The 12,558-nt window shown below is 73.2% G+C and carries 9 protein-coding genes; 5 read left to right on the top strand and 4 right to left on the bottom strand.

Translation table 11 applies throughout. The features are described 5' to 3' along the window. Window positions 1-169 precede the first annotated feature (169 nt). The 5 genes from BU198_RS13300 to BU198_RS13320 all read left to right on the top strand — a co-directional run bounded on the left by BU198_RS13300 (window position 170) and on the right by BU198_RS13320 (window position 7,758). Window positions 170-1,849 carry a tetratricopeptide repeat protein gene (locus BU198_RS13300; protein ID WP_188297051.1) on the top strand — a complete coding sequence of 560 codons (1,680 nt, stop codon included), beginning with the start codon at window positions 170-172 and terminating at the stop codon, window positions 1,847-1,849. Between the two features lie 394 nt (window positions 1,850-2,243). Further along, window positions 2,244-3,356: a hypothetical protein gene (locus BU198_RS13305; protein WP_188297052.1), complete on the top strand. Its 1,113-nt coding sequence runs from the start codon at window positions 2,244-2,246 to the stop codon at window positions 3,354-3,356. A 52-nt stretch (window positions 3,357-3,408) separates the two neighbouring features. Beyond that, window positions 3,409-5,772 (top strand): hypothetical protein, encoded by a 2,364-nt coding sequence (locus BU198_RS42105; protein ID WP_223244326.1) that lies wholly within the window; start codon window positions 3,409-3,411, stop codon window positions 5,770-5,772. Window positions 5,773-5,774: 2 nt separating this feature from the next. After that, window positions 5,775-6,407: a hypothetical protein gene (locus BU198_RS13315; protein WP_188297053.1), complete on the top strand. Its 633-nt coding sequence runs from the start codon at window positions 5,775-5,777 to the stop codon at window positions 6,405-6,407. Window positions 6,408-6,651: 244 nt separating this feature from the next. Then, the gene (locus BU198_RS13320; protein WP_188297054.1) at window positions 6,652-7,758 is read left to right on the top strand and encodes a hypothetical protein; all 1,107 of its coding nucleotides are present in this window, start codon (window positions 6,652-6,654) and stop codon (window positions 7,756-7,758) included. A 442-nt stretch (window positions 7,759-8,200) separates the two neighbouring features. On the opposite strand, the gene BU198_RS13325 is transcribed toward BU198_RS13320, so the two are convergent. The 4 genes from BU198_RS13325 to BU198_RS13340 all read right to left on the bottom strand — a co-directional run bounded on the left by BU198_RS13325 (window position 8,201) and on the right by BU198_RS13340 (window position 11,853). Then, window positions 8,201-10,516 (bottom strand): NACHT domain-containing protein, encoded by a 2,316-nt coding sequence (locus tag BU198_RS13325; protein ID WP_188297055.1) that lies wholly within the window; start codon window positions 10,514-10,516, stop codon window positions 8,201-8,203. A 198-nt stretch (window positions 10,517-10,714) separates the two neighbouring features. Continuing rightward, on the bottom strand, window positions 10,715-11,008 hold the full coding sequence (locus BU198_RS13330; RefSeq protein ID WP_188297056.1) for a hypothetical protein: 294 nt from the start codon (window positions 11,006-11,008) through the stop codon (window positions 10,715-10,717). A gap of 126 nt (window positions 11,009-11,134) precedes the next feature. After that, window positions 11,135-11,530, bottom strand: a complete 396-nt coding sequence (locus BU198_RS13335; protein ID WP_188297057.1) for a hypothetical protein — start codon at window positions 11,528-11,530, stop codon at window positions 11,135-11,137. Between the two features lie 50 nt (window positions 11,531-11,580). Beyond that, window positions 11,581-11,853, bottom strand: coding sequence for a hypothetical protein (locus tag BU198_RS13340; protein ID WP_188297058.1), 273 nt, complete (start codon window positions 11,851-11,853; stop codon window positions 11,581-11,583). Between the last annotated feature and the right edge of the window lie 705 nt (window positions 11,854-12,558).

Consider the following 12,558-nt stretch of genomic DNA (forward strand, 5'->3'; position numbering starts at 1 on the left):
CCTGCTCGCTCCCCTCGAATCGGTCCGGCGGACACCGGGCCTGCAACCAGCGTCGGACCGGTCCGGGTAGTCCCCAAGCTGCGGGGGCGTCACCGCAGGTAGGGTCCGGACAACATAGGGTTGTCCGGGGCTGTCCGGACAGGGGCTGTTCCAGACAAGGGAGTTGGGCATGGGAAGGCCGTGGGGGCCGGTCCGGGCGAGGACGCCGGAAGCCGAGGTGCTGGCGCTTTTCCTGCGCAAGCGCGTCGACGAGTCGCCGCTGACGATGACCGACGTCGCGGGCCGGCTCCCTTTCTCGAAGTCACGGGTCGGGGCATTCCTGTCGGGCGACCCGGTTCCCGGACGGGACTTCGTGGTCGCCCTGGTGCGGGTGACGGTGCGCGAGCCGGTGCTGCGACAGCGTCACGAAGCGGAGGCCTGCCGCCTGAGGGAGGCGGCCGAGCATCCGGAGAACCAGGGCCGGCAGTTCCACGGCGGCGGCCCCGCCGCGGAGCTGGAGCGGGTACGTGCGCGGCAGGTGGACACCTACGAGCGCCTGGCCCGCGCCCTGGAGCAGCGTGCCGATCTCCAGCAGGCGGCCCAGAACTCCGCCCAGCTGGTCATGGTCCTGCTGACCATGATCAGCAATTTGGAGGGGAAGGTCCGGGTCCTGTCTGCCGAGCGCGACGAACTCCGCGGCCGTGCCGGCGACCGGGCCGAGTTCGAGGACGCGCAAGCGAGGCTCGCCCGCGCGCTGAGCCAGGAACACAGGGCGAAGGAGGAGCTCGAGCGTTCGCGGGACAAGCTGAGGCAGGCCGATGAGCTGGCCAGCCGTGTCGAAGCGCAGGTACGCGAGCTGACCGACGAACTCGACCGCCTGCGCTCCTCGGAGTCAGCGGCGACCGACGACGCGGACACGATGCCGGGCGGGAGGTCCCCCGCCGCGGACCCGGCCGCGGATGACATCGACCGGGCCCTTGCCCGCGCGGCCGCAGTCAACGACGCCGACGATGAGACCCTCCAGCGCATCACCGACGCGCTCCAGGACGACGCCCAGGAGCTTGCACCCCAGGAAGGCCCGGCCGAGGACCTCAACGGCCAAGCCGTTGTCCCGGACAACCGGGATAACCCCCTGACCAGCACAGTCACCGCAGACAAACCCTCCGTCCACGTCACAGCGACTTCCCTGGACGCCGGTACCCCCACCGCTCGCTACACCCGCGCCCTGCGACTCGGGAAGGCCGGTGACCACCGAGGGGCGGCCGACCTGTTCGCCGACGTGGCCCGGGACTACGCGCGGCTGCTGGGCCCGGACCACTCCAGCACCCTCATCAGCCGCCACCACCACGCCATGCAGGTCGGGAATGCGGGCGCGGGCCTGGAGGCCGCTGACCTGCTCGCCGACCTGGTCCAGGACTGCGTACGCGTGCTGGGCGCGGACCATCCCCGAACCCTCACCAACCGCCACCACCACGCCTTCCAGATCGGGAAGGCCGGTGACCACCGAGGGGCGGCCGACCTGTTCGCCGCCCTGGCCCGCGACCAGGAACGCGTGCTGGGCCCGGACCACTCCAGCACCCTCATCAGCCGCCACCACCACGCCTTCCAGGTCGGGAATGCGGGCGCGGGCCTGGAGGCCGCTGACCTGCTCGCCGACCTGGTCCAGGACTACGTACGCGTGCTGGGCGCGGACCACCCCCGAACCCTCACCAACCGCCACCACCACGCCGTGCAGCTCTGGGCGGCCGACAGGCCCCGGGAGGCCGCCGGCCTATTTGCCGCCCTGGCCCGGGACTACGCGCGGGTGCTCGGCCCCGACCACCCCAGCACCCTCTCCGTTCGCCGCCACTACGCCGACCTCGGACCGTGAGCTCGGCTATCGCCACGCGGCGGCGAACGGCCCCGAAGCCGGGACGCCGACCAGCACGGTGATCTCGACGGCGCTCCCGAAACGGAGCCCGAGCGGGCTGCCCACCGCCGCGGGTGCGGGCGTCGGCGACGAACGCGGCGTGCACGCGGCCGAGGTCCGCCGAGAGAAGGCCCGCACCGCCCGCAAGGCCCTGAAATCCCAGGCCCTGGACATCTCCGCAGGTCAAACCGGGGTGACGTGCACGTCACCCCCTCCCACGACGTACACGTCACCCGCCCCCGTGACGCCCACGTCACCCCTAGAACCCTCAATGGGAACCCCCAACTCGAACCCTGCTCCTTCCGTCCCTCCGTCCTTGTCTGACCCTGGTGCGCGCGCGAGCGACACCGGCGGGATGGATGGACGGACGGACGGCGGCGACATCGAGCAGCAGGACCAGGAGCAACCCGGCGAACCGCCGGCTGCGGCAGAGGTGCCGACGGCTCCGGCTGCGCCGGTCGCGTCGGAGGGCGTGGCTCTGCTGATGAAGACGGCGCGGGACGACCCACGGGCCGCCCTGCCCGGTCGGCTGCTGACCCAGCAGGCCCTGTACGTCGACGGCCTGCTGGCCACCGGGTGGCAGTGGTGCGACCTGGTGCCGCAGATCGCCGCGCCCCGGCCGGACCCGCAGGACGTGCGCACCAGCGACGCGGCGATCACCGTCGCCCGGATCCGGGCGATTCCGAAGGCGCCCCCGGCGACCCGCTCCGCCGAGGGCACCGTGCCGTCGCAGGTCGCCCGCCCGGCCCCGTCGCAGCCGACCCGGCCCGCGGTGAACCACCGCTGCCCCGGCTACCCGGGCCGGGACAACGCCTGCGGACAGCTGGTGCGGGTCGACGGGATGCTGTGCCCGGCCTGCCTGGACGAGCGCACCGCCCGCGAGAGGGCGACGCTCCGTCCGTGCACCGGGGCCGACTGCCCGCACCAGGCGATGCCCGACGCCCCGGACGGCCTGTGCCCGTCCTGCGCCGCACGGCGCGCCTCCGCCGACCTGCCCCGCTGCTCCACCCCGGACTGCGACAGGCCGGCCGTTCTGCACGGCCAGTGCACCCGCTGCCGCCGCCGGGACCGGGAAGCGGAGGTACCGTCACCTGCCGACACGGCGGCCGACTCCGACGTGGCCCTGGAACGGACGATCGAGAGGTTCAACTACCGCGCCGGCGCGACCCGGCCCGGCGGCTGCATCGAGGGCGTGAACGGCTGCAAGGACGAAGCGGTCATGCCGGACGGCCGGTGCGAGGACTGCCACGCCATCTGGACGGGGCACGTGGACCGCCTGAACGAACTCGCCCCCGCCTACGCGGGCCAGGATGCCCAGGAAGGCGCTCCGTCGCCGTTCTGGCGGGCGATCACGGCTTCGCCGGGCACCGGCCCCGGTGGAGCCGCGACAGGCCCGCAGAGCCCCCGTGGAGCCCGTTCGCATCCGGTGCCACACATGACTGGCGGACCCCATCACTCAAAAGGGTGATTCAACCCGCAGCTTATGGAAATTTTCCATTGGAAATGGATAGGGTGCTTGCATGGTACTCAGCACGTTGGAAACGCTGCGGCTCACGATCGCCGCGATCCGCCAGCGCACCGGGGAGAGCCAGCGCGAGCTGGCGGCCGCCCTCGACCTGACCCAGGACAAGATCAGCCGCCGTCAGTCCGGCGCGCAGCCGTGGTCCCTGGACGAGGTCGACACCCTGGCCGGGCACTGGGGGATGGGCCCCCTCGACCTCCTCGCCGGTCCCACCCACGCCGCCCAGTCCCTCACCTGGCCGCCCGGCACCGCCGCCCCCGCGCCGGTGCACGCGCTGGTGCCGCCGGCCTTCGCCGCCCCGGCCGCGCCCACCCCGATGGGCCCGGCCCCGCTCCCCGCACCGACCGCCCCCGTAGCGCGGCGCCGGGCGCCCCGCCGTGGCCCGGCCGAGCCCTACGTTCCCCACACCCCCGTACCGGACAGCTGGGTACGCCCCGGCGAACGGGCCGCCGCCGCCCCGACCGGAGTGGACGACACCGGGGTCGAGGTCACCTACGACCGGTACGCCGACCGCGGCCCGGACGGCGAACCCGCGATCTACCCGCCCGCGCCGTGTGTGCACTGCGGGCAGCCGGTCCACCTGCGCGTCGGCGGCCAGCCGAGCCACCCCGCCGCCGGCTGCGTCCTCAACCCCGCCCCCGCCCCGGCGGTCCCGGCACAGGAGCCCACCGCGGCCGCCCCCGAACCTGCCCCCGCCCCGGCGACGTCGACCGTCCCGCCCGCCTCGGTCGCTTCGGTCGCCGAGCCGCTCCCGCCTACCCCGGCCCCGGTGGCGGACGAGGGCCTGCCCGCCGCCGAGACCGAACAGTCCCCGGGCACCACCGCGCCCGAGCAGCCGGCCCCGGCCGACGAAGCCGACGACGTCGGGCAGCTGCTGGTCGACCCGGCCCTGGTCGGCCTGCCCACCGCGAACTACGACCGGGACCAGGCCGGCCGCCCCGTCGCCCACCCGGCCGCGCCGTGCGAGCAGTGCGGACGACCCGTCACCCACCGGATCGACGGCCGCCCGCTCCATCTCGGCGGCTGGTGCACCCCCGCGACCGACGCCCCGGCCACCACCGACACCCCGACGTCCGCCCCGGCCGCCGCGATGACCGCGTCCGTCCAGGCCGCCAGCGCCGAACAGCCCACGCCCACCAACCCGTTGACGTCCGCCTCCCCGACGGCCGCCTCCCCGAACACCCCAGCCCCGGCAGTCCCGGCCACGCCCGCCGCCAACTCCCCTGCCACCACAACGAATTCGCCCGACCACCACCCGGACACCGCCACGCCCGCCACCAACTCGCCTGCCACCGAGCCCAGTTCGCCGCCCGGATGCGCCGCTGCGCCCCGGTCGGGCCCGACCGCCCGCGCCCGCGAGTACGCCGGCACCGGCCGCGAACTCGGCTACTACCTCGACATGATCACCACGGCGGTCGACCAGGCCCTGGAAGAGCACGACGGCGACATCGAAGCGGCCAGTGCGGCACTGGAAAAGAAAGCGATCCCGGCCGCCATGGAATTGTTCGACGCGACCCGGGTCGGTGCCGCGTACGAGCACACCGCCTATCCGGAACGCCTGGAATTCCTCTCCAAGAAAACCCGCTCCGGCGCGGACGAAATCTGGGAGGGCCGCCACAAGTGGGAGAACGCCCCGCTCATGGCACAGCTCAAGGCCGGCGCCGACCCCGTGGCGGTGGACGTCCTGGACACCAACGCCGCCTACTGCTCCGCCCTGAAGACCCACCTGCCCATCGGCGCGCTCCAGCACCGCCCCGACGGCGGCTGGGACCCCAAACGCTCCGGCATCTACCAGCTGCCCCAGCGCCCCACCTGGGAGCACCCGCACCTGCCCGACCCGATCGGCAACCGCCACGAAACGGGCCCGCTGCTCCTGGACGAAGCCACCGTGCGCCTGCTGATCCGCTGCCACAAGCTCGGCCTCGCCGAGGCCCCGCACATCACCGAGGCCTGGACGAGCGGCGCCTCCGAAGGCCTGCTGGAGAAGTTCCGCCGGGTCCTCACCGCCGCGCGCGAAAACGCCATCGCGGACGGTGACACCATCACCGAAAAGTACGTCAAGGCCCTGTACGCGAAATTCGCGTCGACCATCGGTGAATCCACCTATAATCGCGACATCCGCCGCCCCGACTGGATGCACATCATCCGCTCCCAGGCGTTCGCGAATCTCTGGTACAAGTCCCAGCGCGCCCACAAAGCCGGACTGACGATCGTCGCGCTGCGCGGAACCGACGAATTGCATGTCACCGGCGGCGAATGGCGAAAGGCGGGCGGCGGCGTTTTCGAAGAGGGCCGCCTGACCACGCAGATGAAACTCAAGGACCAGTACACCCTGCCCCGCACCAGGAACCGGAGCGCCTAAAAGTGTCGACCGACGGCTGGAAGAACTTCGGAAAATACGGCGCCGACCGCGACCGCGGAAACGTCCACGGGAAAATCGCCCTCGGCCGCGCACTGGAGGACGCCATCGAGCGCATGATCGTGGAAGGCGGCATCAAATCCCCGCCCACCACCCGCCGCGGCCTGATGGCCCGCATGCGCTACCTGATGGAACACCAGGGCGGCCGCGACGAACTGGCCCAGGCCCTCGCCGCCGCCGGCAGCTCCGCCAACGGCGCCACCCTGCGCGCCTGGCGCTACGGCCTGCGCACCCCCCGCCCCGTCAACCTCGAAGCCATCGACACCGCCTACTGGACCCTGCGCGCCCGCAACATCCTGAACAACCCGCAGATCTTCAAGGACCACCTCAACCGCGACGGCCGCGGCACCCAAGTGGAGATCCACCCCATCAACCAGGACGTCGTGGACGAGCCCCGCCGCCGCGACAACCTGCGCGTGCGCTCCCTCACCGTCCGCTACGTCTGGGACGACGCCGTCGACGCCCTCACCACCGGCGACGCCGACAAGCTCGAAGAGATCTGGGACGACGTCATCAGCGACATGGACAGCGACTACGGCGCCTACCAGTACGTCTCCCACATCGGCCTGGGCGCCTGACACCAGGCCAGCAAGCATCCAAGGACCCAAGGAACCCAGGATCCAAGGACCCGCCCCGCACCACCCCGCACCGCCCCGCACCACCCCGGCCCACCCCGGCCCGGCCCGGCCCACCCCGGCCCGACCCGCCCCGCACCACCCCGCACCGCCCCGCACCACCCCGGCCCGCACCACCCCGGCCCACCCCGGCCCGGCCCGGCCCGGCGGCCGCCCACCACCGAACCCCTCACCAGAGGAGCAGCACGTGGACCAGCCCGAGTACACCCGGTGGAACACCGTCCCCGCCCACCTGCGCACCGCCACCCAGCTCGCCGCCCTCGACCTCCCGCGCCAGCCCGCCGGCCCCGTGCGCGCCACCATCGCCACCCGCAACCCCGGCACCGGCCGCAAGGACGAGTTCGACCTGTACGACCTCGGCGAGACCCGCCCGACCCCGGCCACCGCCGCGCAGCTCACCGCGGCCGCCGCCCGCCGCACCACCAACACCCGCACCTGCACCGACTGCGGCGCCCACCCCGAAACCCCCTGCACCTTTTCCTCCGGCGACGGTGACGGTGACGGCGGCCGCGTCCTGTGCGGGACCTGCCTGCACATCACCCACCTGCGCACCCGCCAGGCCGAGGCCCGTGCCGCCGCCCGGGACGTCACCGCCACCGCCGCCCGCCTCCTGGCCGACGAGCACCTGGCCGTCCTCCACGTCGACTACACCCCGGGCGAGCCCACCGCGGGCGGCAACCCCCGCCCGCCGGCCGCCGCCCGCCTGGTCGCCGTCGACCGCACCGGCGCCCCGTTCTGCGACCGCACCGTGCGTCTGACCGGCCCCCGCACCCCCGGCGCCCCCATCCACGCCACCGACCCGGCCCAGACCATGGCCGACCTCGCCGGCCTGCTCGCCGAGCGCACCATCGTCATCTGGACCCCCACCGACCTCGACCCCCTCTACGACGCCCTGCGCCGCCTCAAGCTCAACACCGCCCTGCTGCCCGAAGGCCGCGTCAACACCCTGTACCCGGCCGCCACCCAGTGGCGCGCCGACCTCGACCCGCGCACCGGCGAACACCGCGGCCCCCACCCCGCCCGGCACCGCCGACCGCCTCCTCCTCCTGCTCCGGATGGCCGCCGCCGACGCCCCGCCCACCGACCAGCCGGACAGCCAGGAGGAGACGCGCCCGTGACCACCACCCCCCCGGCCAGCCCGACCCCAGCCCTCCCGGCCCCGGCCGCCCCGGCCCCGCAGGCCTCCACCCCGCCCGCGGTGCTGCTCCTGGACCCCGCCGCGCTGACCGACCCGGCCGAACGCGCCCGCCGACCCGCGCCGCTGGGACTGGGCCGGCGACACCCCCTGACCTGACGCCACCCGGGCCAACCCGTCCGGCACCGTGGTGCCGGACGGCGGAGACTGGGCGGGCCGGTCCGCACCCGGACCCCCGAGCGGGCAGCGGACCGGCCTGGGCAGGGTGCCGGCACCCTGCGGCGAGTTCCTGGCCCACCTGTTCCTCCCCGCTCGCGAGTTCCTTCTTCGCCCCCGGCGCCACCAGGCGGGAGGAGCGCGGAGGGGAGGCGGCCGGGACTGCGGGCCGCTTGCCCTGCGACTCCAGCCCGCCTCCTACAGTTCGGTCCACCCGCAAGCCCGCCCACCCCGGCCGTTGAGCGGGTGCCAGACCGGAGCCGACGGGCCGCGCTGGACCAGATCCTCGATCCGGGCGGCCCCGGCCGGGACGGCGTCCAGCAGCGCGGCGGCGGCCGGGTGCAGGTCCGTGACCGTCGCGCCGGTGTCGGCGGCCGGATGCCTGTCAGCTGTCGGCGGTGAGGTGAACGGTGGGAGGGAGGGGCGGTCGGGGTGGTGCGAGCAGGTGGCCGCTGTCGTCCGGGGCGGTGCTGTGGGTGACGGGGTGCGGGTGGGCGGCGAGCCAGTGCTGGAGTTCGCGGTGGCGGAACTGGTAGGAGGAGCCGGACAGGCGCATCAGTCCGGTGTCGCAGCAGTGGTCGAGGAAGACACCGAGCCGCCAGGGCAGCCGCCTGCGGGAGCAGAGGATGAAGACCAGGTATCGTCGGGCGCCGCTTCTGGTGAGTCCGGCCAGGAGCCCTGCCATGGACCCAAAGACGAGGAGCGTCGGCAATCCGTCGGCGATGTAGTCCACGATGGTGTAGTCCACGATGACTTCAGAGGTGTAGGGCGGGTGATCGATGTGCGTGATTTCGATGTCGCGGGGGTCGTCGTAGCGGATGAAGAAGACCGTTAAGGTCATCCAGATCATGACCGAGAGCGCAGCCACTACGGCCAGAGCGGCGCCGACGACGAGTTCTCCGCGGATGATGCGGCGGGGAGCGACGGCTGCGGCCGGTGGCACCCTGAGCGCTGCCGCGATTCCCCGGATCAGCCCCAGCGCAGCCCCACCAGAAATGCACAGGAAAGCCCACATCGCCAACTGGCGACGTGATTCCTCGTCTCCGAATAGGGAAAAGTTCTCAAGGTCCGAACGGAGGTGGTAGTTAAAAACCTGGTTCAGGACCCAGATCACGGCCCCGCAGGCGGCGCCCGCCGGCAGGTCGGTCAGCAGGGCTCTGTAGACGTGTCGACGTCCGGCCGGTGTCCGCAGGGCGGCTAGGTCCGTGCCGGCGGGCCGGTCGGGGCGGGAGCGGAGGGTGAGGAAGGCCGTCAGCGCCGCCACTGCCCCGTACACACAGAGGCTCACGACCCGCCACCCCTGGGCGACACTCTGCTCTGCCACATACACGATGGGGCTCAGGACCGTGAGTGTGGTCAGGGTGGCGTCGGTCCAGCGGACCAGGTTGGTGCCGGCCATGGGCCAGAGGCGGTGGAGGGTGAGGTCGGTTCTGGCGCCGGTGCCGTGTGCTGTTGAGCCGTCGGAAGGGGCGGGGGTGGCGAGGTGTCTGGCGAGGCGGGCGAGCCAGCGGTGGGTGTCGTCGGGGTGGTGGCGGCGGTGTGGGTGGAGGTTGAGGCTGGCGGGGATGTAGCGGGCGAGGAGGTATTGCTCGAGGTCGTGGGGGGTGGTGTGTTGTAGGAGGTCGGCGGGGTCGTGGTCGTGGGCGTGGACGGTGGCGGCCAGGCACAGGCGCCAGGGGGTGGAGAGGGCGGTGGCGAGGGGGCCGGTGGGGTCGTCGCGCAGGGTGTTGAGGACGGTCTGCCAGCGGTCGCGGTCGATGGCGCGCTGGCTCAGGTAGGTGTGGGCGTCGGCCGGGGGGACGGCGTCGATCTCGATACGGGCGGCGTCGGTCAGGCGGGCGCGCGCGGCCAGCGCATCGTAGTGGGCGGTGCGGCAGGTCAGCACCAGCGGCCCGGCGTCGAGTCCGTCCTGGTAGGCGTTGAGGGCGCGCAGGGCCGCGAGGGCCCTGGGGGCGTCGGGTGCGGGGGTGCCGTCGGGGAGGGTGGGGTCCATCTCGTCCAGGCCATCCAGGACCGGGAGCACCCGGCGGTGGCGGACGAGTTCGGTGGCCATCGCGGCGGGCCAGTCGTAGGCCTCGACGAGACGGTGGACGAGCAGGTCGGGCAGCGGGACACTGGTGTCCCACGAGGCGAGGGACAGGCGCACCGGCACGGGGTCGTCCTCACCGCGTCCGTCGAGGAGGGCGAGCATGAGTTCCAGGGCGAGGACGGTCTTGCCGGAGCCGGCGGCGCCGGTGACGACGAGGCGGCGGGGGCGGGTGCGGCGGTAGTAGTCGGCGACGTCCGGGACGGTGGGCGTGCCGTCGAACAGCCGCCCGGCGTCGGGGGCGTCCGCCGCGCGGGCCGGCGCGGCGCGGAGCGTGAAGGTGAGGTTGATGCGCTGGGTGTCGGCGCCGAGCAGTTGCCGCCTCTGATCGCCCTCGGCCTTCTTGACCTGGGAGGCCAGGTTGGCGGCCCAGCCGCGCGACAGGTTCGCGGTGTCCCGCTCCACCGGGCGGCGCAGCCCCAGCGTGCTGACCCCCAGGCTGAGGACAGCCACCACCAGGCCCAGCGCCGCAAGCCGATCCGCGAGCGAGTGATCCCCCTTCCCGGTCCACGGCTGCGCGGCGAACACCGCCGACACCACCAGGAGCACCGCACCGCCCGAGGCGACCCACAGCCAGAGACGGCGGTGCGCCCGCCTCCCGGGCTCCGGCCTCACCGCGGGGCCCCGGAGATCGCGGCGCACAGAGGGCGGAAGCGGCACAGTCGTGTGGCACAACTACCTTGGAAACACGCTTTCATGACGCCACGTTAGAACATGAAGCGAGCGGCGGGAGACCGGTTCCCGCCCTCCACACACCCCTACGGGAAGGCGGGGCCGCCGTATCCCGCCGATCCGATCCGGTGCGGACGCCGGTCAGGGCCGCAGCGTGCCGCGGCCTGCTGTGCCGTCGTTCGGGCCGTCGCCGAGCCCGCGGCCGCCGCCCCGTCCGTGCCGCCGTTCTGGGGCGTCGTCCAGACTGTCTGGGCCGCCGCCGAGGACGTCGCCCTGGTCGTCGCCGACGTGGTCCTGGGCGCGGCCGGCGTGGCCCTGGGCGTCCTGGTGGTGCTCGCTGCCGCCGCCCGCTGTGCCGCCGGGGGTGGTGGCCGCAGGTTTTCCTGTGTGGGGGTGCGAGCTCCACCCTCTGGACGGGAAGTCCTGCGGTCTCAAGGGGTAGCCGGGGTCCTACCGCCCGCCCGCCCGCCCGCCCGCCGCCCGCCGCCCGCCGCCCGCCCGTCGGACGGCAGGCCGGCCGTGCCGCGCCCCAGCCCCACCGCCGCGCTCTGCCCAGGGCTGTCAGGCGTCGTCGTCGGGCCGGACGGGCGCGGTGAGGAGGAACAGCCGGCCCGCCTCGGCGGCGGACCGGAAGTCGAAGACGCCGGTGAACGGGCCGGTGACCAGCAGCAGGGCACCATGTCCGTGGACACGCTGACGCCACTCGCGGGTGGCGGCGACCTCGCCGTCGAACCAGACCAGACCACCGGGGCGGCGAACGGTCAGCCGACAGCCGGCCAGGACCGTCGACCACGCGGACTGCGGGCCGGCCGCGAGTGCCAGGTCGTCGCGCCCGGCCCACCCGTCCTCGGCGAGCAGAGGACGGGTGGGAGCAGCAGGGACGATCAGAGCCGGACGACGGTCGAGCATCAGCTCCGGCCAGGGCCGGCCCAAACCGGTACCACTGATCATCTCCATGTACGCCCCTTCCCCCCACACCCGGCCCGTCCACCCTGTCCCCGGACAGATCACATCATCAGGCAGGAGAAGCCACCGGCGTCGGCGAACGGACAGACCAGAAGCCAGAGAACGATCAGTCCCGCCACGCCGCCGCCGAGGACATCGGCCCTGGACGGCGCCCGCGTCGTCCAGGTGGTGCTCGTCGTGGCTTCGGTGTCGCCGGGCCGTGCTGCGCCCCGGTCTTCGGCGTCTGGGGCCGGGCCCGGTCCTGCGTCTTGGGGTGTGGTCTGGCGGTCGGGGGCGTCGCCCTGGATGTCCTGGTGGTGATGGGGTTTTTCCATTCGGTTTTTGATGGGTTTTCCGCATGGGGCGAGATAGTGGTTCTACCGGAATTCCGCGTCACATCGTCAACGGCGGGCTGTGGTGGTTTTCTGAGGGGGCATGGAGTGGGATTCCTGTCGCTACACAAGGGTCGGGTTGATGCATTCCGGTGGTCGGGGTTGGATGAGGGTGCCGGGTGTGGCGGGATTGGCTGACGGCGGGATTCTGATACGGGGTCATGGCGTTGTTTCCGGGTGTGGGGAATTCGAGTCGGGCCCGATGGGTCTAGACCCTTAGGAAGGGTCTAGACCTCTCACAGGACAGTCACGATGAGTGTTGACGTCAGGCAGGGGGTTGCTCATCGCGACGATGGGTGACATGCTGTGGGGGCGCCAGGGAAGGCCGGCCTGCCTGTCCTGATGGGATGGCGAGGGCGGCGACGGACAGGAGAGCCACCCCCCTCCTCCCGGTCAGCCAGGCGCACGGAGTGCGCCAAAACCCCCACTGACCAGCAGAAATACCGGCCTGGACCAGCGAGGCACCGGCCCGAAGGGCCCCGGCGCGGACGCGCCGGCACCCCGACGGAAGGACCACCCGGCCACCGAGCCGAACCCCCGCCGACCCGACGGCGGCGGAGCCGACGTCACACTCCGCTACTGCGCCCCGGAGGGGCGCCACAACGCTCCGTCACGCTAGTGACGGCGCGTCATGTCTGCGGAGCGGAC

The sequence above is a fragment of the Streptomyces sp. CBMA156 genome, from assembly GCF_014596515.1.
In the GTDB taxonomy this organism is placed as follows: domain Bacteria; phylum Actinomycetota; class Actinomycetes; order Streptomycetales; family Streptomycetaceae; genus Kitasatospora.